This window comes from Leisingera sp. S2M4, from assembly GCF_055398055.1.
In genome coordinates, this window is the sequence record NZ_AP040861.1 from 2271812 (window position 1) to 2294514 (window position 22703).

26 protein-coding genes are annotated in these 22703 nt (G+C 65.7%); 15 read left to right on the forward strand and 11 right to left on the reverse strand.

The window, feature by feature from the left end:
• Nucleotides 1–1230 carry a beta-ketoacyl-ACP synthase I gene (fabB, locus tag ACZ52D_RS11025; RefSeq protein ID WP_369926776.1) on the reverse strand — a complete coding sequence of 410 codons (1230 nt, stop codon included), beginning with the start codon at nucleotides 1228–1230 and terminating at the stop codon, nucleotides 1–3.
• A gap of 45 nt (nucleotides 1231–1275) precedes the next feature.
• Nucleotides 1276–1785 (reverse strand): bifunctional 3-hydroxydecanoyl-ACP dehydratase/trans-2-decenoyl-ACP isomerase, encoded by a 510-nt coding sequence (fabA, locus tag ACZ52D_RS11030; RefSeq protein ID WP_464441338.1) that lies wholly within the window; start codon nucleotides 1783–1785, stop codon nucleotides 1276–1278.
• 216 nt (nucleotides 1786–2001) lie between these two features.
• On the opposite strand from fabA, the gene irrA reads away from it, so the two are divergent.
• Nucleotides 2002–2418 (forward strand): iron response transcriptional regulator IrrA, encoded by a 417-nt coding sequence (gene irrA, locus ACZ52D_RS11035; protein WP_222454946.1) that lies wholly within the window; start codon nucleotides 2002–2004, stop codon nucleotides 2416–2418.
• Here irrA and ACZ52D_RS11040 read toward each other — a convergent pair.
• Nucleotides 2383–3315, reverse strand: coding sequence for a LysR family transcriptional regulator (locus ACZ52D_RS11040; RefSeq protein WP_464441339.1), 933 nt, complete (start codon nucleotides 3313–3315; stop codon nucleotides 2383–2385). The genes irrA and ACZ52D_RS11040 overlap by 36 nt on opposite strands.
• 99 nt (nucleotides 3316–3414) lie before the next feature.
• On the opposite strand from ACZ52D_RS11040, the gene ACZ52D_RS11045 reads away from it, so the two are divergent.
• Entirely contained in the window at nucleotides 3415–4212 is a 798-nt protein-coding gene (locus ACZ52D_RS11045) for a phytanoyl-CoA dioxygenase family protein (protein WP_464441340.1), read from the forward strand.
• An 80-nt stretch (nucleotides 4213–4292) separates the two neighbouring features.
• Here the strand turns inward: ACZ52D_RS11045 and ACZ52D_RS11050 are convergent, their stop codons facing one another.
• Genes ACZ52D_RS11050 through ACZ52D_RS11070 form a run of 5 tightly spaced genes read right to left on the reverse strand, consistent with a single transcriptional unit; the run spans nucleotide 4293 to nucleotide 7946 of the window.
• Complete coding sequence (locus ACZ52D_RS11050) at nucleotides 4293–5129, reverse strand: energy transducer TonB family protein (protein ID WP_464441341.1); 837 nt, start codon at nucleotides 5127–5129, stop codon at nucleotides 4293–4295.
• Nucleotides 5126–5509 (reverse strand): ExbD/TolR family protein, encoded by a 384-nt coding sequence (locus tag ACZ52D_RS11055; RefSeq protein WP_222454950.1) that lies wholly within the window; start codon nucleotides 5507–5509, stop codon nucleotides 5126–5128. The genes ACZ52D_RS11050 and ACZ52D_RS11055 overlap by 4 nt, the downstream gene beginning before the upstream one ends.
• A 10-nt stretch (nucleotides 5510–5519) precedes the next feature.
• The gene (locus ACZ52D_RS11060; RefSeq protein WP_222454951.1) at nucleotides 5520–5897 is read right to left on the reverse strand and encodes an ExbD/TolR family protein; all 378 of its coding nucleotides are present in this window, start codon (nucleotides 5895–5897) and stop codon (nucleotides 5520–5522) included.
• Nucleotides 5898–5901: 4 nt separating this feature from the next.
• Nucleotides 5902–6897: a MotA/TolQ/ExbB proton channel family protein gene (locus ACZ52D_RS11065; protein WP_464441342.1), complete on the reverse strand. Its 996-nt coding sequence runs from the start codon at nucleotides 6895–6897 to the stop codon at nucleotides 5902–5904.
• A complete protein-coding gene (locus ACZ52D_RS11070; RefSeq protein ID WP_464441343.1) occupies nucleotides 6894–7946 on the reverse strand; it encodes a siderophore-interacting protein in 1053 nt (350 codons plus the stop codon). The genes ACZ52D_RS11065 and ACZ52D_RS11070 overlap by 4 nt, the downstream gene beginning before the upstream one ends.
• A 302-nt stretch (nucleotides 7947–8248) precedes the next feature.
• On the opposite strand from ACZ52D_RS11070, the gene rimO reads away from it, so the two are divergent.
• The 6 genes from rimO to rpsA all read left to right on the forward strand — a co-directional run bounded on the left by rimO (nucleotide 8249) and on the right by rpsA (nucleotide 17024).
• A complete protein-coding gene (gene rimO / locus ACZ52D_RS11075; RefSeq protein ID WP_222454954.1) occupies nucleotides 8249–9667 on the forward strand; it encodes a 30S ribosomal protein S12 methylthiotransferase RimO in 1419 nt (472 codons plus the stop codon).
• A 127-nt stretch (nucleotides 9668–9794) separates the two neighbouring features.
• Entirely contained in the window at nucleotides 9795–10247 is a 453-nt protein-coding gene (locus tag ACZ52D_RS11080) for a MarR family winged helix-turn-helix transcriptional regulator (protein WP_464441344.1), read from the forward strand.
• Nucleotides 10248–10286: 39 nt separating this feature from the next.
• Nucleotides 10287–13484 (forward strand): 2Fe-2S iron-sulfur cluster-binding protein, encoded by a 3198-nt coding sequence (locus ACZ52D_RS11085; protein WP_464441345.1) that lies wholly within the window; start codon nucleotides 10287–10289, stop codon nucleotides 13482–13484.
• 171 nt (nucleotides 13485–13655) lie between these two features.
• Nucleotides 13656–14858: a GTP-binding protein gene (locus ACZ52D_RS11090; protein WP_464441346.1), complete on the forward strand. Its 1203-nt coding sequence runs from the start codon at nucleotides 13656–13658 to the stop codon at nucleotides 14856–14858.
• Nucleotides 14851–15120: a DUF6525 family protein gene (locus ACZ52D_RS11095; RefSeq protein ID WP_222454958.1), complete on the forward strand. Its 270-nt coding sequence runs from the start codon at nucleotides 14851–14853 to the stop codon at nucleotides 15118–15120. Before ACZ52D_RS11090 ends, ACZ52D_RS11095 begins: the two co-directional genes overlap by 8 nt.
• Before the next feature lie 224 nt (nucleotides 15121–15344).
• Nucleotides 15345–17024, forward strand: coding sequence for a 30S ribosomal protein S1 (gene rpsA, locus ACZ52D_RS11100; RefSeq protein ID WP_222454959.1), 1680 nt, complete (start codon nucleotides 15345–15347; stop codon nucleotides 17022–17024).
• A 101-nt stretch (nucleotides 17025–17125) separates the two neighbouring features.
• Here the strand turns inward: rpsA and ACZ52D_RS11105 are convergent, their stop codons facing one another.
• On the reverse strand, nucleotides 17126–17515 hold the full coding sequence (locus ACZ52D_RS11105) for a MerR family transcriptional regulator (RefSeq protein ID WP_464441347.1): 390 nt from the start codon (nucleotides 17513–17515) through the stop codon (nucleotides 17126–17128).
• Between the two features lie 87 nt (nucleotides 17516–17602).
• Here ACZ52D_RS11105 and ACZ52D_RS11110 point away from each other — a divergent pair, with 87 nt between their 5' ends.
• Both ACZ52D_RS11110 and ACZ52D_RS11115 read left to right on the forward strand, forming a co-directional pair.
• Nucleotides 17603–17926 carry a hypothetical protein gene (locus ACZ52D_RS11110; protein WP_464441348.1) on the forward strand — a complete coding sequence of 108 codons (324 nt, stop codon included), beginning with the start codon at nucleotides 17603–17605 and terminating at the stop codon, nucleotides 17924–17926.
• Nucleotides 17927–17930: 4 nt separating this feature from the next.
• Complete coding sequence (locus ACZ52D_RS11115; protein WP_464441349.1) at nucleotides 17931–18149, forward strand: GDCCVxC domain-containing (seleno)protein; 219 nt, start codon at nucleotides 17931–17933, stop codon at nucleotides 18147–18149.
• A gap of 33 nt (nucleotides 18150–18182) precedes the next feature.
• Here the strand turns inward: ACZ52D_RS11115 and ACZ52D_RS11120 are convergent, their stop codons facing one another.
• Complete coding sequence (locus ACZ52D_RS11120) at nucleotides 18183–18851, reverse strand: ZinT family metal-binding protein (protein WP_464441350.1); 669 nt, start codon at nucleotides 18849–18851, stop codon at nucleotides 18183–18185.
• 102 nt (nucleotides 18852–18953) lie between these two features.
• Between ACZ52D_RS11120 and ACZ52D_RS11125 the strand changes: the two genes are divergently transcribed.
• From ACZ52D_RS11125 to trpB, 5 genes are all read left to right on the forward strand, one after another.
• A complete protein-coding gene (locus ACZ52D_RS11125) occupies nucleotides 18954–19178 on the forward strand; it encodes a hypothetical protein (protein ID WP_222454964.1) in 225 nt (74 codons plus the stop codon).
• Entirely contained in the window at nucleotides 19165–19449 is a 285-nt protein-coding gene (ihfB, locus tag ACZ52D_RS11130) for an integration host factor subunit beta (RefSeq protein WP_222454965.1), read from the forward strand. The genes ACZ52D_RS11125 and ihfB overlap by 14 nt, the downstream gene beginning before the upstream one ends.
• Nucleotides 19449–19799 (forward strand): lipopolysaccharide assembly protein LapA domain-containing protein, encoded by a 351-nt coding sequence (locus tag ACZ52D_RS11135; RefSeq protein ID WP_222454966.1) that lies wholly within the window; start codon nucleotides 19449–19451, stop codon nucleotides 19797–19799. Before ihfB ends, ACZ52D_RS11135 begins: the two co-directional genes overlap by 1 nt.
• A 6-nt stretch (nucleotides 19800–19805) precedes the next feature.
• Nucleotides 19806–20459, forward strand: a complete 654-nt coding sequence (locus ACZ52D_RS11140; protein WP_464441351.1) for a phosphoribosylanthranilate isomerase — start codon at nucleotides 19806–19808, stop codon at nucleotides 20457–20459.
• A gap of 508 nt (nucleotides 20460–20967) precedes the next feature.
• A complete protein-coding gene (gene trpB, locus ACZ52D_RS11145) occupies nucleotides 20968–22227 on the forward strand; it encodes a tryptophan synthase subunit beta (protein WP_369926812.1) in 1260 nt (419 codons plus the stop codon).
• A gap of 86 nt (nucleotides 22228–22313) precedes the next feature.
• Here the strand turns inward: trpB and ACZ52D_RS11150 are convergent, their stop codons facing one another.
• On the reverse strand, nucleotides 22314–22634 hold the full coding sequence (locus tag ACZ52D_RS11150; protein ID WP_464441352.1) for an antibiotic biosynthesis monooxygenase family protein: 321 nt from the start codon (nucleotides 22632–22634) through the stop codon (nucleotides 22314–22316).
• Nucleotides 22635–22703: the final 69 nt, after the last annotated feature.

Sequence of the window (22703 nt, forward strand, 5' to 3'; positions counted from 1 at the left end):
TTATCCTTTGTACTTGCTCAGGACCATGGAGCCATTGGTGCCGCCAAAGCCGAAGCTGTTGGTCATCACCGAATCCAGACCGGCGTTTTCCACCAGATCGGTGGCGATCTCGCCCGGCAGGATGCCATCGGCGAGGGTGTCGACATTGATCGACGGGGTGATGAAATCCTTGTCCAGCATCAGCAGGCAGAAGATCGCCTCCAGCGCGCCGGCCGCCCCCTGCGCGTGGCCGGTCATCGACTTGGTCGAGGAGATCGGCGGCACCTTGCCTTCGCCAAAGACGCGGCGGGCGGCTTCGACCTCACCCACGTCGCCCACCGGCGTCGAGGTGCCATGCGCGTTGATGTAATCCACCTTGCGGCCTTCGGGCAGGGTCTGCAGCGCCAGGCGCATCGCGCGCTCGCCGCCTTCGCCCGAGGGCGCCACCATGTCATGCCCGTCGGAAGTCGCGGCAAAGCCGGTTACCTCGGCGTAGATCTTGGCGCCGCGCGCCAGCGCATGGTCCAGATCTTCCAGCACCACGATGCCGCCGCCGCCCGAGATCACGAAACCGTCGCGGTCCTGGTCGAAGGCGCGGGAGGCCTTCTCCGGCGTGTCGTTGTATTTCGAGGACATCGCGCCCATGGCGTCGAACAGGCAGGACAGGGTCCAGTCCAGCTCCTCGCCGCCGCCGGCGAACATCACGTCCTGCTTGCCCATCATGATCTGCTCCGCGGCGTTGCCGATGCAGTGCAGCGAGGTCGAGCAGGCCGAGGTGATCGAGTAGTTGATGCCCTTGATCTTGAAGGCGGTCGCAAGGTTCGCCGAGATCGTCGAGGACATGCACTTGGGCACCGCGAAGGGGCCGATGCGCTTGGTGGCGCCGGATTTCAGCACCGTCTGATGTGCCGTGAACATGGCCGAGGTCGACGGCCCGCCGGAGCCTGCAACCAGGCCGGTACGCTCGTTCACGACCTGGGATTCGTCCAGGCCGGCATCGGCAATCGCCTGTTGCATGGCGATATGGGCATAGGCGGCCCCAGCCCCCATGAAGCGCAGGGTGCGCTTGTCCACATGCTCGGCCACGTCGATCTTCAGCGTGCCCGCCACCTGGCTGCGGAAGCCATGCTCCGCCATTTCGGGGCTGGCAACGATGCCGGATTTGCCCGCTTTCAGCGAGGCGGTGACTTCTTCGGCATTGTTCCCGATGGAGGAGACGATCCCCAATCCGGTGACGACGACGCGGCGCATTAGCGTACTCCTGTTTCTGTGCGGTTGGTCTCGTGCGAAAGCGGCTCAGCTTTCGGACAGGGCCACCTTCATGTCCTTGACCTGATAGATCACTTCACCATCCGCTTCGACGATGCCATCGGCAACGCCCATGGTCAGGCGGCGGGTCTGCAAGGCCTTGGTGAAGTTGATGCGATAGGTCAGCATCTTGCGGTCCGGGCGTACCATTCCGGTCAGCTTGACCTCACCCACACCCAGCGCATAGCCGCGGCCTTTCCAGCCGCGCCAGCCCAGGTTGAAGCCGGTCAGCTGCCACAGCCCGTCAAGGCCCAGGCAGCCCGGCATGATCGGATTGCCGGGGAAGTGGCAGTCAAAGAACCACAGGTCCGGGGTGATGTCGAATTCGGCGACCACGTGGCCCTTGCCGTGCTCGCCGCCGTCACCGGAAATCTCGGTGATACGGTCCATCATCAGCATCGGCGGGGCCGGTAGCTGGGCGTTGCCCGGCCCGAACAGCTCTCCCCGTGCGCATTTCAGCAAATCTTCCTTGTCAAAACTGCTGGGGTAATCGGCCATTCGGATCTGTCTCCCGCCATTTGGGTCTGGTATTTATATCTGGCCCCCTGTAGCACCCGGCCTCAGGGTCCTGCAAGAGGACGCTGGGTCACTTCCTGCGCTCAATCTGCCACAGACGGGCGGGAAAACGACGCGGAACTGCAAATGAATTTCATTTGAAATACCCCCGAAGGTGCTCCTATATATACGGTCAGCAACGCGATGCAGGAACTGCTCATGACGCCAAACAGCGAAGAAGTGGCCACACGCTGGCTGACCAATGCCGGTCTGCGCCCGACCCGGCAGCGGGTGGCGCTGGCCGAATTGCTGGTGGGGGACGGCAAGCACCGCCACATCACCGCCGAGAGCCTGTTTGAAAGCGCCCGCAAGAAGGGCGCGGCAGTGTCTCTGGCCACCGTCTACAATACCCTGCGCGCCTTCTGCGATGCCGGGGTGCTGCAGGAAATCCCACTGGACGGTTCCAAAAGCTACTTTGACACCAATACCCACGACCACCCGCATTTCTTCTGGGAGGACGAAGGCCGCGTCAGCGACGCGCCCGCCCAAGACCTCGTGATCAAGAAGCTGCCGGAAGCGCCCGAGGGGATGGAGATCGCCTCAGTCGACGTGGTGATCCGGCTGCGCAAGGTCTGAGCGGTCGCGGCGCAGAACGCGCAGAAGCACCGCATGCGCCCGGGCGGAGGCCGAGGTTTCGGGCTGTGACGCATGGCTGGCCAGAATCACTGGCTCCTGTGCTTGCCGATCGCGGATCGGCACCGCATGAAGCGGTTTTCCGTCATAGCTGATGTTGCCCGGCGGCAGGCTGTAGCTGATGCCGACACCTTCGCCATTGGCGGCCAGGCTGCGCAGCAGCTCCAGCGAGCCCGCCCGATGCGCAATGCGTGGCACCAGCCCCTGCGCCCGGAACAGCCCCAGCATATGCTGCACCGACAGCCCCTCCTGTGATAGCACCAGCGGCTGATCTGCCAGTTCCGCCAGCGTCAGGCTCTGGCGCTGTGCCAGCGGGTGCTGCGGCGGCACCAGCACATGCGGCGCCAGCCGGTCCAGCTCGCTGCGGGTGAAACTGGCGTCCAGCCCCAGGTCATAGGTGATCGCCAGATCCGCCTCGCCCGCACTCAGCGCCGCGATCAGCGGCTGGAAGGCGCAGCTGTGGTGGCGGATTTCCACTTCCGGTAGCGCCTGGCGCAGCGCCTTTAGCGCCGGGGCCAGCAGAAACGGCGCCAGATCCGCAAAACACAGCAGCGTCAGCCGCTGCGGGGCCGAGGTGGCGGCGCCGGGATCCTCCAGCTGCGCGGCCTGCTCCAGCAACTGTTCGGCGCGATCGGCAAACTGCCGGCCCTGCGGCGTCAGCGCCAGCGCGGCGCCGCGGCGGCGCAGGAACAGCTGATGGCCCAGATGCGCCTCGATCCGGGCCAGCGCCGCCGACAGCGCGGGCTGGCTCACATGCAGTGCCTCGGCCGCCGCGGACAGGCTGCCATGGCGGGCGACCGCGCAGACATATTCGTAGTGGCGCAGGGTGAGGTATAACATGAATCGAAAGGTACCTTAGGCAGATATGATTTGAAACTATGCCAGTCCGCGCGGCAGATAAAGGCATCACGAACAGCGATACCAACAGCGGAGACAGCCATGGTCCACCCCCTCATCACCCAGGAACACGTCCAACGTTACCAGCGCGACGGCGTCGTGCTGATCCGCGGATTGTTCGCCGAACAGGTTGAGCTTCTGCGCGCCGGCGTGGCTGCCAACATGGACGATCCCGGCCCCTATGCCTCGAACAACGAAAAGGCGGGGCAGACCGGCCGTTTCTTTGACGACTACTGCAACTGGACCCGGATCCCGCAGTTCCAGCAGGCGATCGAGCAGTCCCCGGTGGCCGAGGTCGCAGCCGATCTGATGCAATCGTCCACGGTGCAGATGTTCCACGACCACGTGCTGGTCAAGGAGCCGGGCACCTCGATGGCAACCCCCTGGCATCAGGACGGGCCCTATTACTTCGTCGAGGGCCAGCAGACGGTCAGCTTCTGGTCCCCGCTGGACCCGGTCAAAGAGGCCACCCTGCGCTGCGTCGCGGGCTCCCACAAATGGGAAAAAGAGGTGCTGCCGACCCGCTGGGTGTCCGAGGCGGACTTCTTCCCGGACGAGGGTCAGTACATGGCGGTGCCGGACCCGGATGCCGAGGGCATGACGGTGCTGGAATACGAAATGGAGCCGGGCGATGCGGTGGCCTTCAACTACCGCACCCTGCACGGCTCGCGCGGCAACACCAGCACCAGCCGCCGCCGGGCGTTCTCACTGCGGCTGGTGGGCGATGATGCGCGCTACGTCGAGCGCCCGGGTCCGACCTCGCCGCCGTTTCCCGGCCACGACATGCAGCCCGGCCAGCGCCTGCGCGAGGATTGGTTCCCGGTTCTCTTGCAGCGGTAACTACCCTGACCGCGAAGGGGAGGGGGCGTTGCCGCCCCCTCTCGGACCCTTGGGTGTGGATGCCAGCGACGCGCCAGGCCTTACCTGACAAACTGGATCGGCAGGGTAAAGCTCATCTGTGTCAGTCGCAGCTTCTTTGGGGCCGCAGGGAAGCGTCCGGCACTTCGCACGGCCGCCAGTGCCGCTTGGTCCAGCGTCGCATTGCCCGAGGAACGGACGATGCGGCTGTTCAGCAGCTGGCCGTTGCGGGCCACGGTGAGGTCCACCAGCACCGTGCCGGCCCCCTTGCCGCGCGGCGTGCGACGCGCCACGCGGGCACGGATCTTGGCACCCCAGACATGTTGCAGCTTCGTCTGGCGTCCCGCGTCTGCCGTGGCCGCCTGCGCCCCGCCGGCCTGTCCGGCATGGGCCCCGCCGCCTGAACCGGCAGACTTTTGCTCGGCCCGCCCGGCGGAGGTCTGCGCGGCCGGTTGGCCCTTTGGCTGCGGCTTGGGCGCAGGTTTGGGGCGCGGTTGCGGCTTTGGTTCGGGTTTGGGCTCGGGCTTGGGCTTGGGTGGTGGCGGAGGCGGGGGCGGCGCGGTGTCCGCCTGCGGTGCCTCCGCCCGTTGCGGCTCGCTCAGGGCGATGAGCGCTGCGGCGCGCGGCGTCCGGGCCAGCTCGAATTGTGGCAGCGCGGGCGATTGCGGCTGCTGCAGCGGCTCGGCCATCTCGGTTTCGAGCGTCGCTTGGGTCTCGGGCGGGCGTTCCCAGGCGTCCACCATTTTGGCAATCGTCTCCGGCGCCGCCTGGATCGAGACCATGGCCTCGCCACCTGAGCCGCTGGAGGCGGCACCGCTCTCGGGGGCGCTGCTGAACAGCGTGATGTGAATCACCCCCGCAATGGCGGCAAAGATGATGGGTTCGACAATTCGTTTCATGGCTGACGCACCACCAGTTCCGCGTGGCTCAGGCCCGCTTCCGCCAGCTGTCGCAGGATTCGGGCAAGGGCGCTGGCTTCCAGCTGCGCATCGGCGCGCAGTTGCACCTTGGCGGCGTCGGCGCTGGCGGCGGCCAGCGTGGCCAGGGCCGCGTCGCCCTCGTGCCCGCCATAGTGCAGCCTGCCGTCGGCGCGGATGAACAGCACCGGCTCGGCCTCCGGCTCGCTTTCCAGTGCCGCGTCGGGCGGGGTGACCTCGAATGGTTCCGGCTCGGCCAGTCGCGAGGTCATCAGGAAGAAGATCAGCAGCAGGAAGACCACGTTGATCATCGGCACGATGCTTTCGCCGCGCGGTCGGCGGGGTGGGTCGCTCAGGTCCATCGGCGCCTCCTCATTCCACCAGGACGAAATTGGTCAACCCTGCCTGCCGCAGCAGGGTGGTGACATCGGTGATCCGCTGCAGGTTGGCCCCGTCGCGGCCGCGCAGGATCAGCATGTCGGCGGGCGATGTCATCAGCGGTGCCAGCGCCTGGGTCAGGTTCTTGTCCGCAACCGGCACGCCGTTCACATCCAGGTTGTTCGCACCGATGCCGATCAGCCGGGGCGGCCCGTCGTAGGAGCCGCCCTGGCCCGCCAGCGGCAATTGCAGCACCGCGTCCGAGCCGAAGCGTGAGGCCAGCATGAAGAACACGAGGAGCAGAAAGACCACGTCGATCATCGGCGTCAGGCTGGGCTTGCGCCGCCGCCGCGGGGCTTGGGTGAACTGCATGGGATCACTCGGCCGCCAGCTGCAGGTGCTGCGGTTCCCGGGCGACGAAGATGCGGGTGGCACTGTCCTCGATGTCCTGGCGGATGCGGGCGATCACCGCCTCGAACCAGGTCAGCGCCGCGGAGGCGGGAATCGCCACCGCCATGCCCGCAGCGGTGGTCAGCAGCGCCTCCCAGATGCCGCCGGCCAGCAGCGCCGGGTCCGCCTTGGAACCCGCCGCCTGCAGCGCCTGAAAGGCGGCGATCATGCCCAGAACCGTGCCGAGAAGACCCAGGAGCGGCGCGATGGTGGCGATCAGCTCCAGCGCGCCAAGGCCGGTGCTGGCGCTGGCCAGATGCAGCTTGGCAACCCGCGCGGTTTCCTCGCGGGCGCGGTCTTCGGGTAGGGTCGCGCTGGCCGTCAGCGCGGCGGCGACGACGCGCGAACGGATGCCGATGCGGCCCTTGACGATGGCCAGCGCAGCCTCGGCGTCGCCGCGTTCAAAGGCGGCCACGGCCTTGCCCGCCTTGCCGCGCGACCAGGCACCGATCAGCGCCAGCCGCCAGATCTTCCACAGGATCAGTGCCAGCGTGATCACCGACAAAGCCGCGATCGCCCAGATCGAGGGGCCGCCGTCACGCAGAAACTTCAGCGCTTTGGCGGTGGCATCGCTGGCCATTTCCGTCAGCTCGTCCTGCCGCGTCACGGTCGCGGGCGCTTCGGCGCTGGCTGGCGAAGCCTGCTGCGGCGGCGCTTCCCTGACCGATGCGGCCTGTTCCGCCTCTGCGGACGGTGCGGTCTCTGTCGTGGCCTGCGCCGGTTGGGACGGGATCAGCGGCGTCGGTGCCGCCGCATCGGCGCCATCGCCGGGCAGCAGCGGCTCGGCCCCGGGTGCTTCGAGTGCGATGAAAGGGACCGGCGGTGCAGCCGGTGCGCCCTGAGGATCCTGTGCCTCCTGCGCCAGTACCGCCGGGACGCTCATCACAAGGGCGGCGAGGGCTGCGGAAATACGAAGGGTCATGGCTTGCTCCAATAAGCTGCAATGTAGTGGGTGGCGGGGTCGGCCTGGGCGTCTTTGACCGCCTTCCGCACCGGTTGTGTTTGGGATTTTTCGGCGGCGAACCACAGGAAGTGGTCGCGGTGTCCCGGCCACGCCGCCAGCGCCAGTTCGGTCAGTGCATCGCCTTGGCGCCGGTCCAGCCAGCGCAGGGTGATGCCTGCGGGTGGGGTGAGCGGATAGCCGCAGTCCGCGCCGCCATCGGCCTGCAGCACCGCCGCGCCGCTGGTGTCCGCAGGCAGGCTGTCCAGAATGCGCGCGATGGCGGGCAGGGCGGTTTCATCCCCGTACAGCAGTATCTTGCGCGTATCAGGGATGCCGCCGCCGCCGGGTCCGGCAATGGCCAGCCGGTCACCCGGCCGGGCGCGGTTGGCCCATTCCGTTGCGCGCCCCCCCTCGTGCACGAAGATGTCGAACGCCATCTCGCCGCTCTGGTGGCAGATTTTGCGGGTGGTATAGACCGGCCGGTGCAGCGCCATCTCTCCCTTGGGCCAGATGGTGGCGCCGTTCTCACCCAGCCGCGGCCACTCCGGCGTTTCGCAGTCAGAAGGCGGCAGCAGCAGGCGAAAGTGGATGGCATCTTCCCGAAATCCGGAGAGGGCGTCGCCCTTGATTGTTACCCGCAGAAAGCTGCGCCCCAGCGGTGCAACCGACTGCACGGTGGTGAAATGCACGTTCGGCGGCACCGCGCCCGCGGCCTCGCCGCCCTGCCAGCGCAGGGTCTCGGCCGCCTGCGGCTGCAGCCCGCGCAGTTGTTCGACGAAACTGTCCTGCAGCATCTGCAGCCGGTCGGGCAGGGCCGCGCGCAGCCGCACCTCGCAGCCCTCCGCGCACGCCTCGGCCTGAAGGCGGCCGAAATCGCGCACCTCGACAAGGATCCGCTGCGCGCTGTCTTCCAGTATCTCCAGCTCGTACACCTGCGCCTGCTGCCGCATGGTCCCGGCCAGGGCGGCAAAATCCAGCCCTGCCAGCGTTGTGCGGGTCTCCAGTGTGAATGTCGGGCTGATTGTCATTCCGGGCCTTCCCTGCTGCCAGCAAAGCCGCAGGAGGCAAGCGGCGCGGCGCAGCCGGGGCCGGGTCATCCTGTCAGCTGTTCGATTGTGCGTGGCTGGGCGCGGCGGCGGGACATGCGGGCCGGGGCCGTAGCTGGAAACGCGCCATGCGGCGCATCGCTGCGCCTAAAATAACCGAGTTCTTTTGTCAAGAAACTTGTCGCCAGAGGCCACCCCGCTGCTGCCCCCTGCATGGCTGCCATGCCGCCGCGGCAGCAATTCTTTCGTTCCCAAAGTCCGCGCCGCGCGCTATATGCGCGCGCATGACCAGTGACGCGCCCAGCAACCCGCCCAGCCTCCGTCCCGACCTTGCGCCGCAGCCGCAGTTCCGCGAGGCGCCCCGTGACGGCCAGCCGACTCTCGGCATGGTCTCGCTTGGCTGCCCCAAGGCGCTGGTGGACAGCGAGCGCATCCTGACCCGCCTGCGCGCCGAGGGCTACGGCATCTCGCCCGATTACGCGGGCGCCGACGCGGTGATCGTCAACACCTGCGGTTTCCTGGATTCGGCCAAGGCCGAAAGCCTCGAGGCGATCGGCGAAGCGCTGAAGGAGAACGGCAAGGTGATCGTCACCGGCTGCCTCGGAGCCGAGCCGGATTATATCCGCGAACATCACCCGCGCATCCACGCCGTCACCGGCCCGCACCAGTATGAGCAGGTGCTGGACGCGGTGCATTCCGCGGTGCCGCCCAGCCCGAACCCCTATGTGGATTTGCTGCCTGCGGCGGGGGTGAAGCTGACCCCGCGCCACTTCAGCTATCTGAAGATTTCCGAGGGCTGCAACCACAAGTGCAAGTTCTGCATCATCCCCGACATGCGCGGCAAACTGGCCTCGCGCCCGGTGCACGCCGTGCTGCGGGAGGCGGAGAAGCTGGTCGAGGCTGGCGTGCGCGAACTCCTGGTGATTTCGCAGGACACCTCCGCCTACGGTCTGGACCGCAAATATTCATCCCACCCGTGGAAGGGTGAAGAGGTGCGCAGCCATATCCAGGACCTCAGCCGCGAGTTGGGCAAGCTGGCCCCTGCCGAGGACCTCTGGGTGCGGCTGCACTATGTCTACCCGTATCCGCATGTGCGCGAGCTGATCCCGCTGATGGCGGATCCGGACAATGCGCTGCTGCCCTATCTGGATATCCCCTTTCAGCACGCCCACCCGGACGTGCTGCGCCGCATGGCACGGCCCGCGGCAGCGGCGAAAACGCTGGACGAGATCCGCAACTGGCGCGAGACCTGCCCGGACATCACCCTGCGCTCGACCTTCATCGTCGGCTACCCTGGCGAGACCGAGGCGGAGTTCCAGCATCTCTTGGACTGGATGGACGAGGCGCAGCTGGACCGGGTCGGCTGCTTCAAATACGAAAACGTCGACGGCGCGCGCTCCAACGACCTGCCGGACCACGTCCCGGAGGAGGTGAAGCAGGAGCGCTGGGAGCGCTTCATGGAGAAGGCGCAGGCCATCTCCGAGGCCAAGCTGGCGGCCAAGGTCGGCCAGACATGCCAGGTGATCGTCGATGATATCGACGAGGATGGCATCGCCACCTGCCGCACCAAGGCCGACGCGCCGGAGATCGATGGGAACCTGTTCATTGATGAGAACACCGAGGGGCTGCAGGTCGGCGATCTGGTCACCGTCACCGTGGACGAGGCCGGCGAATACGACCTCTGGGGTGCCCGCGCCGAGTGAGGCGCAGACGTAACCACCTGATTTTATTGAACCGGCCCGCTCAGTGCGGGCCGGTTTTTTCGTGGGACGGTGCCCTTGCAGAAACCACTGGCTTTTTGCGGCGATATAGTTGACACTGTCAATTACTATGACAGATGACCGTTTTCAGCTTCACAGCTCCCTGGGCTATCAGATCACCATGCTGGCGCGGGTGATCGAACGCCGGTTCGAACAGCGCATTGCCGACTACGGGCTGACCCGCCCGATGTGGTGCGTGCTGCTGGCGGCCGGGCAGGAGGGGCTGCACAGCCCGTCCGAGATCGCCGATTTCATCGGGATCGACCGCACCGCCACCTCGCGCACCCTGCGCAAGATGGAGGAGCGCGGCTTCATCACCCGCGGCAGCGGCGAGGGGGACGGGCGCTCGATCCATGTCACCCTGCGCGAGCGTGGCCAGCAGGCATTGGAGGCGGTGCTGCCGATGGCGCAGGAGAACGCCGCGCATTTCGAGGCCAAGCTGACCGAACAGGAGCTGGCGCAGCTGCGCACCGCCGCCGCCAAGCTGCTGCGGGACGAGCCGCGCATCGTACCGAAACTCTGACCCGCTCCCCCCCCAGCGAACGAACCGCAAGGAAGAACCATGGGCAAACTGTTTTCCTACCGCAACCGGCCGGTGCATCTGGGCGCCTATCCGATGGAAACTCTGGCGCGGCAGGCCGCCGCTGAGGGGCTGGAGGCAATCCCGGTGCGGCCCCAGACCGCCTTCCGCCGCCCCGAAGCGCCGCTGTCGATCGTCAACGCGATGCGCGACTACCAGGCGATGCTGGATGCCACCCGCGAGGGGCTGGTCAAACGCGAGCGCGCCGAAATCCCAAGCGACCCGCAGGAGCGCAGCGATCATCTGAAGGCCTTTGGCTATTTCTGCGATGCGTCCATCGTCGGCGCCTGCGCAGTGCCGCCGTCGGCCTGGCTGGACACGCCGCTGGCCAACCCGGACGTGGACGCGCTGGCCGAGGCGCTGCGCAGCAAGCAGACCAAGACCTTTGCCTCGGGCATCGACGCGGTGATGGCCACCTTGCGCGAAACCATGGATGCGCCGCCCGCCAGCTGCCGTCATCACGGCCATGCGCTGGTGTTCCTCTATGAATTTCCCCGTGACCCCGAACCGGGCGAAGACGGTACCGACTGGCTGGCGGACGCACAGGACCAGCGCGCCTGCCTGCGCGCGGCGGAAACCGTGGTGACGCTGGCCAGCTACATCCGTCTGCTCGGCTGGGAGGCCCGCGCCCATACTGGCGCGGCAACCGATGTCCACCTGGCGCAACTCGCGGTGCAGGCGGGGCTGGCCACGTTTGAGGATGGCGAACTGGTGAACCCCTTCCTCGGTCGTCGCTTCGGCATCGCCGCGGTAACCACCACGCTGGAGCTGGCCCACGACCTGCCGCTGGTGCCGGGGCAGACGCCGGGGCTGGGCTACCGCTATGGTCTTGGCCGTCACGCCAAAAGCGCCGCCACCCGCGACCCCTATGCCAAGCGCCGCTTCAAGGATGGCCCGCACCCGTTCGAAACCCTGAAGCGTGTTGACGATCCCACCACCTATATCGACGAGGTGAACGTCGCCCGCGTCCCAAAACGCGCCGACATGTTCGCCCGCACCCTGTTCGGCGACCTCGGCAAAGGCCCGCAGGAGGCCGCCAAGAACGGCAACTACGTGCGCAAGTCGTCCTCGGCTTTTGCCTTCCGCTTCTCGCTGGCGGCCTTCGTGCTGCTGCAGGACGGCGAGGTCGCGCCAGAGGTGCATCCCTCCGCCGCGGACGCCGCCCGCAACGCCGCCAATATCAAGGCCACCGCCTATTTCCTCGGCTGCGACGCGGTGGGCATCTCGCGCTGCCCGGACTGGGCCTATTATTCCCATGACGCGGCGGGCGAAAAGCTGGAGCCCTACCACAAGAACGCCATAAGCATCATCATCGACCAGGGGCACGAGACGATGGATGGTGCGTCGGGCGACGACTGGATCGCCTGCGCGCAATCGATGCGCGCCTATCTGCGGTTCTCGCTGCTGGGCGGGGTGATCGGTCAGCAGATCCGCAACCTCGGCTATTCCGCCCGCGTGCATTCGGTGATGGACGGCGAGGTGCTGCAACCGCCCTTGCTGCTGCTCTCGGGTCTGGGCGAGGTCTCCCGCATCGGCGAGGTGATCCTGAACCCCTTCCTCGGCCCGCGCCTGAAATCCGGCGCGATCACCACAAACCTGCCGATGGACCACGACAAGCCGGTGGATTTCGGCCTGCAAAAGTTCTGCGAGGCCTGCAACAAATGTGCCCGCGAGTGTCCGTCGGGCGCCATCACCGCCGGGCCGAAGCTGATGTTCAACGGCTACGAGATCTGGAAGTCCGACAGCCAGAAATGCACCACCTACCGGGTCACGGTCCCCGGCGGCGCCATGTGCGGGCGCTGCATGAAGACCTGCCCGTGGAACCTCGAAGGCCTGTTCGCCGAGGCCCCGTTCCGCTGGGCGGCGATGAACGTGCCGGGCAGCGCGCCGCTATTGGCCAGGCTGGACGATGCGCTGGGCAACGGTGAAGTGAACCCCGTCAAGAAATGGTGGTGGGATCTGGAGATGGAGGACGACGGCGCGTATCTGCCGTCGAAACACCCGGTCAATGCGCGCAAGCTCTCCAAGCATCTGGACCTGAAGTACGAGGATCAGACCCTTGCGGTCTACCCCGCGCCGCTGGCGCCGCCGCCCTACGCCTGGCCCGCGCCGATGGACCGCGAGGCAGGGATCGCCGCCTATGAGAACATGATAACGGCGGAAGAACACAAACGCCGCCGCGCCGCGGGCCAGCCGCCCGAGCATGTCTATAGCGCCGATCAGGGTGATGCGCCGGTGATGCGGGTCAGGCTGTCCAAGGTCGAGCACATGACCGATACGGTGACCAAGTATGAATTCTCCATGCCCGACGGATCGCCCCTGCCTGCCGCCACGGCCGGCGCCCACATCGACGTGGTCGTCGCGCCGGAATACTTCCGCCAGTACTCGCTGTCGGGCGACCCTGCCGACACCTCGAAATACCAGATCGCGGTGCTGCGCGAGGACGAAGGGCGTGGCGGCTCGCGCCTGCTGCACCGCATCTTCGAGGAAGGCCGCATGGTGTTTGTCTCCAAGCCCATCAACCACTTCCCGCTGCACGAGGATGCGGAGAAATCCTACCTGATGGGCGGCGGTATCGGGGTCACCCCGATGATCGCCATGGCCCACCGCCTGCACGCGCTGGGGCGCGATTTCGAGTTCCGCTACTCCTGTTCCAAACGGGCCAATGCGGGCTTCCTCGCGGACCTCAGGCAAGTGCCCTGGGCCGACAAGGTGCATCTGCATTTCTCCGACGAGGGCAGCCGCGTGGATCTGGCAGAGGTGCTGCAATGGGCACTCGGCCGCCATGTCTACACCTGTGGGCCGGACGCCTACATGCAGGCGGTTCTGGACACCGCCCGCGCCAACGGCTTCCCGGAAGAGAACCGTCACATGGAATATTTCTCGGTGCCGGAACAGCCCGAGTATGAAAACTACGACTTCACCCTGAAGCTTGCGAAAACGGGCCGCGAAATCGTGATCCCCGCCGACAAATCCGCAACCGACGTGCTGGCCGAGGCGGGCATCCATGTCGATGTGAAATGTTCGGACGGGATCTGCGGGGTGTGCAAATGCGGGCTGCTCTCGGGCGAGGCCGAGCACCGCGATTTCGTCCTGTCCAACAAGCAGCGCGAGCGGGCCATCATCCTCTGCCAGTCTCGCGCGGCGGAGCCGGGCGGCGTGCTGGAGGTGGATCTCTAAGGGGCTGCCCCTCGCCGTCAGCAGCGCAGTTCTCCGCACGAGGGAAATAATCAGAATTTGTGCCCGCGCTCGGATCACCTCCGACGCGGTGCGCGCTCGGGCTTGCCGGGCGCGGGCAGGAATGCTATGCGCTCCGTCAGTTTTGTTATGATATAACATAAAGGGTTTGGCATGACGGACAACAGGCTGCCGGTGACGGTGCTTTCCGGCTTTCTTGGGGCGGGCAAGACAACGCTGCTCAACCACGTTCTGAACAACCGCGCGGGCCGCCGGGTGGCGGTGATCGTCAACGACATGAGCGAGGTGAACATCGACGCGGACCTGGTGCGCGGAGATACCGAACTGTCGCGCCAGGACGAGAAACTGGTGGAGATGACCAACGGCTGCATCTGCTGCACCCTGCGCGATGACCTGCTGCAAGAGGTCCGCCGCCTCGCCGCCGAGGGGCGCTTTGACTACCTCCTGATCGAAAGCACCGGCATTGCCGAGCCGCTGCCGGTCGCCGCGACCTTCGATTTCCGCGACGCCGAGGGCAACAGCCTGTCCGACGTGGCGCGGCTCGACACGATGGTGACAGTGGTGGACGCGGTCAACCTGCTCAGGGATTTCTCCAGCCATGACTTCCTCAGCGACCGTGGTGAAAGCCTGGGCGCAGAGGATGACCGCACCCTGGTCAACCTGCTGACCGATCAGATCGAATTTGCCAATGTCATCATCCTCAACAAGGTTACCGATGCGGGGCCGCACCAGACCCAGGCCGCGATCACGGTGATCAAGGCGCTGAACCCCGATGCCGAGATCATCCAGACCGACCATTCGCAGGTCGACGCCAGCCGCATCTTCAATACCGGGCTGTTCGATTTCGACCGCGCGCATGAACACCCGCTCTGGGCCAAGGAGCTCTACGGCTTCGAACATCACGTGCCGGAGACCGAGGAATACGGCATCTCGTCCTTTGTCTACCGGGCCCGTCGCCCCTTTGACCCGGCGCGGATCCACGCGACCCTGAATGGCGACCTGCATGGGGTGATCCGCGCCAAGGGGCATTTCTGGATCGCCAGTCGCCCCGACTGGGCGGCGGAATTTTCGCTGGCGGGGGCGATGTCCTCGGTGCGGCCGATGGGATTGTGGTGGGCCGCGGTGCCGACCGAACGCTGGCCGAGCCATCCCGAGGCGCGCAGCGAATTCCTGCGCAACTGGGATGAAATCTGGGGCGATCGCCGTCAGGAACTGGTGTTCATCGGCGCGGGCCTGAACCCGGAGGCGTTGCGCGCGCAGCTGGATGCCTGCCTGATGCCGGAAGCCGCGCAGGGTCTGGACCCGGCCTGGGCCACACTGGAAGACCCGTTCCCGGCCTGGCGGCGCAATGGCTGACCGTCGTCCGCGCCGCAACCTCAACTCGACCCTGCGCCGCCGCCGCAGGGTCGGGGACCCGATGCAGGCCTATGACGCCCTGCCAGCGCCCCTGCGCCGCTGGCTGGCCTCGGCCTGTCTGCCCTGGAGTCCGGCCTCGGCGCTGCGGCTGTGGCGCAAGGCCGGTGGCGCGCGCGACCCGGCGGCGGCGCTGGCCCGGCTGGACGCCGCCGAACAGGCCATGCTGCGCCGCGACGCGCAGGTGTGGCAGGGCAGGGGATAACCCTCTGCCCCCTTGCGCTGGACCGGGAATCCGCCTATACGCGCGCTGTCGAGACAGGACGGCCAACGTCCGGGTGACATGTCTGAGCAGGGCTGGGGACTACCTCGGCCCTTTGTGTTTGTTTGATCGGACATGTTCCGGGCCACGTTCTTGACTGGCTAACCAAGACCGGCGGAGACAACCGCCCGGCCAGAAAACCGTTAGTAAAGGAAACCTGAGACCTCATGGCTCAAAACGCATCGATGGAGGAATTCGAAGCCCTCCTGAATGAAAGCTTCGAAATGGACACTCCGGACGAAGGTTCGGTTGTCAAAGGCAAAGTGCTGGCGATCGAAGCCGGCCAGGCCATCATCGACGTCGGCTACAAGATGGAAGGCCGCGTTGATCTGAAAGAATTCGCAAACCCCGGCGAAGCGCCCGAAATCTCTGTCGGCGACGAAGTCGAGGTGTACCTGCGCGCGGCTGAGAACGCCCGTGGCGAAGCCGTCATCTCCCGCGAGATGGCCCGCCGCGAGGAAGCCTGGGACCGCCTGGAAAAAGCCTACGCAGACGATCAGCGCGTCGAAGGCGCGATCTTCGGCCGCGTCAAAGGCGGCTTCACTGTCGATCTCGGCGGCGCCGTGGCCTTCCTGCCCGGCTCGCAGGTTGACGTCCGCCCCGTGCGCGACGCAGGCCCGCTGATGGGTCTGAAGCAGCCGTTCCAGATCCTGAAGATGGACCGTCGTCGTGGCAACATCGTTGTCTCCCGCCGCGCGATCCTCGAAGAGTCCCGCGCCGAACAGCGCGCCGAAGTCATCGGCAACCTGTCCGAAGGCCAGGCAGTGGACGGTGTCGTCAAGAACATCACCGAATACGGTGCGTTTGTTGACCTCGGCGGCGTTGACGGCCTGCTGCACGTCACCGACATGGCATGGCGCCGTGTGAACCACCCCTCCGAGATCCTGTCGATCGGCGAAACCGTCAAGGTTCAGGTCATCAAGATCAACAAAGAGACCCACCGCATCTCCCTCGGCATGAAGCAGCTGCAGGAAGACCCGTGGGATCTGGTTGGCGCCAAGTACCCGCTGTCCTCCGTGCACAAGGGTCGCGTCACCAACATCACCGATTACGGTGCATTTGTTGAGCTGGAGCCCGGTGTCGAAGGTCTGGTCCACGTCTCCGAGATGTCCTGGACCAAGAAGAACGTGCACCCCGGCAAGATCGTCTCCACTTCGCAGGAAGTCGACGTCATGGTTCTGGAAATCGACGGTGCCAAGCGCCGCGTGTCCCTGGGCCTGAAGCAGACCATGCGCAACCCGTGGGAAGTCTTTGCTGAGACCCACCCGGAAGGCACCCAGGTCGAAGGCGAAGTCAAGAACATCACCGAATTCGGTCTGTTCATCGGCCTCGAAGGCGACATCGACGGCATGGTTCACCTGTCCGACCTGTCCTGGGACGAGCGTGGCGAAGACGCGATCCAGAACTACCGCAAAGGCGACGTGGTTCAGGCCGTTGTCTCCGAAGTGGACGTCGAGAAAGAGCGTATCTCGCTGTCGATCAAAGCCCTGGGCGGTGACAAGTTCGCCGAAGCCGTGGGCGGCGTGAAGCGTGGCTCCATCGTGACCGTTGAAGTGACCGCGATCGAAGACGGTGGCATCGAAGTGGAATACGAAGGCATGAAGTCCTTCATCCGCCGCTCCGACCTGGCCCGCGACCGTGCCGACCAGCGCCCCGAGCGTTTCTCGGTTGGCGACAAGGTCGACGTCCGCGTCACCAACGTCGACTCCAAGACCCGCCGCCTGGGCCTGTCCATCAAGGCGCGCGAGATCGCGGAAGAAAAAGAAGCAGTCGAGCAGTATGGCTCCTCGGATTCCGGCGCATCGCTGGGCGACATCCTGGGCGCCGCTCTGAAGTCGGGCGACTAATCGCCCGGCCTCACGGCTGACAAAACTGAGCCCCGCAGGAAACTGCGGGGCTTTTTCATTGGCGCGCAGCGCTGGCTGATCGCGCGGCTCGGGCGGCCGTGTCAGGCGTCCTGCAACTCGGCCAGCATCGGGCAGGATACATTGCCGCTGGCGCAGTTGCGGGTCAGCTCGTGTAGCGCTGCCTCCAGGCGTTCCAGCTCGGCGATCTTGCGGCGGACTTCCGCAATATGCCCCTCTGCCAGTGCCTTGACCGCCGGACAGTCGTCGCTGCCTTGCTCGGCCAGATCCAGCATCGTCTTGGCATCCGCCAGCGAGAACCCCAGCGCCCGGCACCGTTTCAACAGCCGGAGCCGCCCCACGTCCCGGGCGGAGTAGAGCCGCCGGTTGTTCGCCGCCCGGGCAGGCTTGGGCACGATGCCTTCGCGCTCATAATAGCGGATCGTCTCGATGCCGACGCCGCTTTGGCGGGAGGCTTCTCCAATGGCGATCATCTCTCTTTCCCGCTTGCTCCTGTAGTGGCTACAGGAAGTATACCTGCCGTCATGGCTTGCAGCAAATCCACGCGGAAAGGGCGGCAGATGCAGACATACCTGAAGCTCAGCTACCTTGGTTCGTCCTCGGCGCTGCTGGCGGCGACCTGCTGCGTTCTGCCGATGCTGCTGATGTTGCTGGGGATCGGCGGCAGCGGGCTGGCGGTCTTTGGCCTGCTGGCCGCGGCCAGCTATCCCGTGCTGGTCCTGTCGACCGCGCTGCTGCTGGTCGCCGGATGGCTGGCACATCGCCGCGGAACTGCGGCGCGGCTGCGCTGGTGGCTCGGCGGCAGCGCCGCGCTGACTGCCATCGCATGGCTGATCGCGCTGAACGAAAGCCGGATAAACGATTACCTGATTATGCAGATGTGAGCCGATGACCGAGCAACCGATCGAATTGCAAAGCACCCTGACCTGCCCTGAATGCGGCCATGCGCAGACGGAAACCATGCCGACCGAGTCGTGCCAGTGGTTCTATGAATGCACGGCCTGCCAGACCGTCCTGAAGCCGCAGCCGGGCGATTGCTGCGTGTTCTGCTCCTATGCCACCGTCCCGTGCCCGCCGGTGCAACGGGGCGGCGGCTGCTGTGGCTGACCACGGGAACCGGCCCGGATCAGCCCTGCGGCGTCAGTGCGCCAGCATTTCGTGCAGGATCTCCTCGCCGCTCATCGAGGCGGGGTAGTAGGTCGGCCAATTGGTCAGCTCCTTCAGCACCTCGGCACGGTCATCGCCCCAGTAGAGGTGGTAGTGATCCACCTTCTCCGGCGCGATGCGATGGTCGCTGAACTGGATGTAGCCGGGGGCCGCCGCATCACCGCTTTCCTTCCGGAAGACATAGCGCACCCCGCGGTTGCCCTTCTTGTAGGTCAGCACTTCGTAGCCGTCCGAGACATAGGTGCCGCTGACACTGCCCGCGTCGCTGGTGAACGTGACGGTCTGCCCGTCGATGCGGATGGCATGCGTGTCGGTGCCATAGCCGGTGGTGTAGTAGGCGCGGTACTCCTCGACAGTCTTGTCGCCATGGGCGGCGCGGTCTTCCAGCACCGGGTCAAGCGTGCCGTCCTGCAGGTAGGGGAACACCGACTGCCAGTCGCCCTCCCAGTCGGACAGCGGCCGCGGCTGGATCTGGCTGTCCTCGAAATAGCCCTCGTAGATGCGCTTTTCGGCCTCGGTCTGTTCATGGCTGTGGCCGTGGTCGTGGGCATGGGTCTTGGCGGCCACGGCGGGCAGGGCGGTGGTCAGGAACAGGGCCGCGGCGGCCAGCGCGGGCAGAGAGGTCAGTCTGGTCTTGGTCATTGGATCACCCTATCGATTCGGAATGTAATAACATAACAGTCACTGGTTAGGCCCATTCCCGCAGCTCTGCAAGGGGGCAGAGCGGGCAGATTGGCCCGAATCATGCAGCGCGGCGTTGTATCCAGCTTTGTCCAATGCCGCATTGCGGCGGCGAAATGCCGCCCGAAAATTGGCGGTGCGGCGTTGAAAACCTGCGCATTGGTGGTGGAATACCCGGCCTCCGGTGCGGCATTTTGTTCCCCCGCCACTGGATTTTTCCTATACTCTCAGAATAATAGCCGAAACAACACGGTGATCTGGGAGGAAACAGACCATGATCCGCTCTGAACTCATTCAGAAGATTGCAGACGAAAACCCGCACCTGTATCAGCGGGACGTAGAGAGGATCGTGAACACGGTGTTCGAAGAGGTGACCAACGCCATGGCCCGCGGTGACCGGGTCGAATTGCGCGGCTTTGGGGCCTTTTCGGTCAAGAAGCGGGATGCCCGCGTCGGTCGCAACCCGCGCACCGGTGAAACGGTCAATGTTGAAGAAAAACATGTGCCGTTCTTCAAGACGGGTAAACTCTTGAGGGACCGCCTGAACGGGAAAGCCTGATGCGTTACATTCGCTACGCGGTTCTTGCGGCCCTGGCCATCGTGCTGGTGTCGGTGTCTCTGGCCAACAGCGCGGTGGTGCAGCTTCGGCTGATGCCGGACGCGCTGGCCGATCTCTTCGGATTCAACCACGGCATCGCGCTGCCGCTGTTCGTGGTGGTTCTGGGCGGCGTCGGGGTCGGCCTGATCATCGGCTTCCTCTGGGAATGGATCCGCGAGCACAAGCACCGCAGCGAAGCGGCGCAAAAAGCGCGGGAGGCCCGCAGGCTCGACCGCGAGGTGAAGCGGCTGAAAAAGCAGAAACACGAAGGCAAGGACGAGGTTCTCGCGTTGCTCGACGACGCGGGCTGACCGGTCATGTCTGATATCCGGGTCAAGATCTGCGGTCTGAAGACGCCGCAGGATGTGGCGGCTGCCGCCGCCGCGGGGGCAGCCTACGCGGGCTTTGTGTTCTTTGCGAAATCGCCGCGCCACGTCACGATTGCCGAGGCGGCGGCGCTGGCGATCGATGCGCCGGTCGGCCTGTGCAAGGTGGCCCTGACGGTCAATGCCACCGACGCCGAGCTGGATGCCATCACGGATGCGGTGCCCCTGGACATGCTGCAGCTTCACGGTAAGGAGCCTCCGCAGCGTGTCGCAGAGGTGCGCGCGCGTTATGGTCTGCCGGTTATGAAGGCGGTGGGCATCGCCGATGCCTCCGACCTGCCGCAGATTGCGGAATACGAACAGGTCGCTGACCAGCTGCTGATCGATGCCAAGCCCCCCAGGGACGCGGTGCTGCCGGGCGGCAACGGTCTTGCCTTTGACTGGCGGCTGTTGGCGGGGCGCAAGTACTGGCAGAAACCCTGGATGCTGGCAGGAGGCCTGACACCCGACAACGTGGCCGAGGCCATTCGCATGACCGGCACGCGCCAGGTCGATGTCTCCTCCGGTGTCGAAAGCGCACCGGGACAGAAGGACGCCGCCCTGATCGACGCCTTCACCAAGGCGGCCATCGCCGCCCGCGGCTGACCGGGCGGGCGGTCGGCCGACGGCAGCGCGCGGGTAGGCTTTGGATTTGAGTATTTGTGGAAAGATGAAGGCACAGGCCCCGGGTCTTCATCTTTCTGAAAATACTCATTGCTCACCCTGGCGCCAATCCGGCTCCCCGGGTGTTGCGCACAGGGCGTGCGCCCCTCTCATGCGATCTTAAGCCCGGTCAGCCACACTGCTTCCCGATCGCGATCATCGCCGGGCCTGACACCCCCGGCATCCAGGAACAGGGCCCCCGCGGCAGGGGGCACGCAGAGACAACGTTTAGCGTGCGGGCGGATACGCCCGTCCCGCCTCCGCCCCCGTGGCGGCGCCGCCATCCTTGACTGCTCCCGATAGAACGGACGGCAACCGGCAGGACCAGAACTTCGGCGACACTGGCAGGGCAGCGCCCCGCGCCAGGTGGTCGCGCTTGCGCAATCCCCTTTACCAAGCCCCCGCCGCGCTATAGTCAAGGCTGGCACGGCGAAAGCGAGAGGGAACACCCATGGCCGACGATCTTTTCAACAGCTTCATGAACGGGCCGGACGAACAGGGCCGTTTCGGCATCTTTGGCGGGCGCTTCGTGTCCGAAACCCTGATGCCGCTGATCCTGAGCCTGGAAGAAGAATACAACCGCGCCAAGGATGACCCCTCCTTCTGGGCCGAAATGCGCGACCTGTGGACGCATTACGTCGGCCGTCCCAGCCCGCTCTATCACGCCGAACGGCTGTCGGCGGAACTCGGCGGTGCCAAGATCTACATGAAGCGCGACGAGCTGAACCACACCGGCGCGCACAAGGTGAACAACGTGCTGGGCCAGATCCTGCTGGCGCGGCGCATGGGCAAGACCCGCATCATCGCCGAGACCGGTGCGGGCCAGCACGGCGTGGCCACCGCCACCGTCTGCGCCAAGTTCGGCCTGAAATGCGTGGTCTACATGGGCGCGCATGACGTCAAGCGCCAGGCGCCCAACGTCTTCCGCATGCGCCTGCTGGGCGCCGAGGTGATCCCGGTGACCTCTGGCCGCGGTACCCTGAAGGACGCCATGAACGACGCGCTGCGCGACTGGGTGACCAACGTGCGCGACACCTTCTACTGCATCGGCACCGCGGCCGGCCCGCACCCCTATCCGGCGATGGTGCGTGATTTCCAGTCCGTGATCGGCAAGGAAGTCCGCTGGCAGCTGGCCGAGCAGGAGGGCGAAGGCCGCCTGCCGGACACCGTGATTGCCGCCATCGGCGGCGGCTCCAATGCCATCGGCCTGTTCCATCCGTTCCTGGATGATCCGTCGGTGAAGATCATCGGCGTGGAGGCCGGTGGCAAGGGCGTCGACGACCGTATCCAGCATTGTGCCTCGCTCACCGGCGGTCGGCCCGGCGTCTTGCATGGCAACCGGACCTACCTGCTGCAGGACGAGGATGGCCAGATCCAGGAAGGCTATTCGATCTCGGCTGGGCTGGATTATCCGGGCATCGGCCCGGAGCATTCCTGGCTGCATGACACCGGGCGCGCCGAATATGTCTCGATCACCGACAAGGAAGCCCTGGAAGCCTTCCAGGTCAGCTGCCGCACCGAGGGGATCATCCCGGCGCTGGAGCCCTCCCACGCGCTGGCGCATGTGATGAAGATCGCGCCGGACCTGCCGTCGGACCACATCATCGTGATGAACATGTGCGGCCGCGGCGACAAGGACGTCTACACGGTCGCCAAACATCTCGGCTTTGACATGTCCGACACCGAGGAAGGCCGCACCTTCGAGGAGTGAGCCCGCGAGGTTAGACACAGGAACAGGCGCCCAGCGGGGCGCCTTTTTCGTCTCTGATCAGCGGTTTGACAGATCCCGACCGGGGATTACGCCTCGTGCAGTACGGTTTCGAACCCTTCGAACTGCGGGTGCCCCATGATCGGGCTTTCGCCCTCGCGCTTGCCCGCGTTGCGGTGCGACGCGCGGAATTGTTCGGATTTGGTCCAGGCTTCGAAGTCTTCACGGCTGTCCCAGATCACGTGGCTGGAATAGAGCCGGTGATCCGCGGCTTCGGGGCCTTTCAGCAGCCGGAATTCGCGAAAGCCGGGCACCTCTTTCAGGCGGCTTTCCCGCGATGCCCAGATGGATTCGAAATCAGCCTCGCGGCCAAGGCGGATCTTGAAGCGGTTCATGGCAATATAGCCCATGCAGGGTGCCTCCTCGGGGTGGTCAGTCTCGGAACGAAGGCTGGCAAGGCAGGCGAGGGATCCGGCGGG

Excerpts from the sequence above, each read along its gene's own strand:
- ihfB (WP_222454965.1), top strand. The coding sequence starts at position 19,165 with ATGATCCGCTCTGAACTCATTCAGAAGATTGCAGACGAAAACCCGCAC.
- ACZ52D_RS11135 (WP_222454966.1), top strand. The coding sequence starts at position 19,449 with ATGCGTTACATTCGCTACGCGGTTCTTGCGGCCCTGGCCATCGTGCTG.
- ACZ52D_RS11115 (WP_464441349.1), top strand. The coding sequence starts at position 17,931 with ATGACCGAGCAACCGATCGAATTGCAAAGCACCCTGACCTGCCCTGAA.
- fabB (WP_369926776.1), bottom strand. The coding sequence starts at position 1,230 with ATGCGCCGCGTCGTCGTCACCGGATTGGGGATCGTCTCCTCCATCGGG.
- ACZ52D_RS11050 (WP_464441341.1), bottom strand. The coding sequence starts at position 5,129 with ATGAAACGAATTGTCGAACCCATCATCTTTGCCGCCATTGCGGGGGTG.
- irrA (WP_222454946.1), top strand. The coding sequence starts at position 2,002 with ATGACGCCAAACAGCGAAGAAGTGGCCACACGCTGGCTGACCAATGCC.
- ACZ52D_RS11040 (WP_464441339.1), bottom strand. The coding sequence starts at position 3,315 with ATGTTATACCTCACCCTGCGCCACTACGAATATGTCTGCGCGGTCGCC.
- ACZ52D_RS11045 (WP_464441340.1), top strand. The coding sequence starts at position 3,415 with ATGGTCCACCCCCTCATCACCCAGGAACACGTCCAACGTTACCAGCGC.
- ACZ52D_RS11125 (WP_222454964.1), top strand. The coding sequence starts at position 18,954 with ATGCAGCGCGGCGTTGTATCCAGCTTTGTCCAATGCCGCATTGCGGCG.
- rimO (WP_222454954.1), top strand. The coding sequence starts at position 8,249 with ATGACCAGTGACGCGCCCAGCAACCCGCCCAGCCTCCGTCCCGACCTT.
- ACZ52D_RS11120 (WP_464441350.1), bottom strand. The coding sequence starts at position 18,851 with ATGACCAAGACCAGACTGACCTCTCTGCCCGCGCTGGCCGCCGCGGCC.
- ACZ52D_RS11060 (WP_222454951.1), bottom strand. The coding sequence starts at position 5,897 with ATGCAGTTCACCCAAGCCCCGCGGCGGCGGCGCAAGCCCAGCCTGACG.
- ACZ52D_RS11055 (WP_222454950.1), bottom strand. The coding sequence starts at position 5,509 with ATGGACCTGAGCGACCCACCCCGCCGACCGCGCGGCGAAAGCATCGTG.
- trpB (WP_369926812.1), top strand. The coding sequence starts at position 20,968 with ATGGCCGACGATCTTTTCAACAGCTTCATGAACGGGCCGGACGAACAG.
- ACZ52D_RS11110 (WP_464441348.1), top strand. The coding sequence starts at position 17,603 with ATGCAGACATACCTGAAGCTCAGCTACCTTGGTTCGTCCTCGGCGCTG.
- ACZ52D_RS11095 (WP_222454958.1), top strand. The coding sequence starts at position 14,851 with ATGGCTGACCGTCGTCCGCGCCGCAACCTCAACTCGACCCTGCGCCGC.
- rpsA (WP_222454959.1), top strand. The coding sequence starts at position 15,345 with ATGGCTCAAAACGCATCGATGGAGGAATTCGAAGCCCTCCTGAATGAA.
- ACZ52D_RS11070 (WP_464441343.1), bottom strand. The coding sequence starts at position 7,946 with ATGACAATCAGCCCGACATTCACACTGGAGACCCGCACAACGCTGGCA.
- fabA (WP_464441338.1), bottom strand. The coding sequence starts at position 1,785 with ATGGCCGATTACCCCAGCAGTTTTGACAAGGAAGATTTGCTGAAATGC.
- ACZ52D_RS11140 (WP_464441351.1), top strand. The coding sequence starts at position 19,806 with ATGTCTGATATCCGGGTCAAGATCTGCGGTCTGAAGACGCCGCAGGAT.
- ACZ52D_RS11105 (WP_464441347.1), bottom strand. The coding sequence starts at position 17,515 with ATGATCGCCATTGGAGAAGCCTCCCGCCAAAGCGGCGTCGGCATCGAG.
- ACZ52D_RS11085 (WP_464441345.1), top strand. The coding sequence starts at position 10,287 with ATGGGCAAACTGTTTTCCTACCGCAACCGGCCGGTGCATCTGGGCGCC.
- ACZ52D_RS11080 (WP_464441344.1), top strand. The coding sequence starts at position 9,795 with ATGACAGATGACCGTTTTCAGCTTCACAGCTCCCTGGGCTATCAGATC.
- ACZ52D_RS11090 (WP_464441346.1), top strand. The coding sequence starts at position 13,656 with ATGACGGACAACAGGCTGCCGGTGACGGTGCTTTCCGGCTTTCTTGGG.
- ACZ52D_RS11065 (WP_464441342.1), bottom strand. The coding sequence starts at position 6,897 with ATGACCCTTCGTATTTCCGCAGCCCTCGCCGCCCTTGTGATGAGCGTC.
- ACZ52D_RS11150 (WP_464441352.1), bottom strand. The coding sequence starts at position 22,634 with ATGGGCTATATTGCCATGAACCGCTTCAAGATCCGCCTTGGCCGCGAG.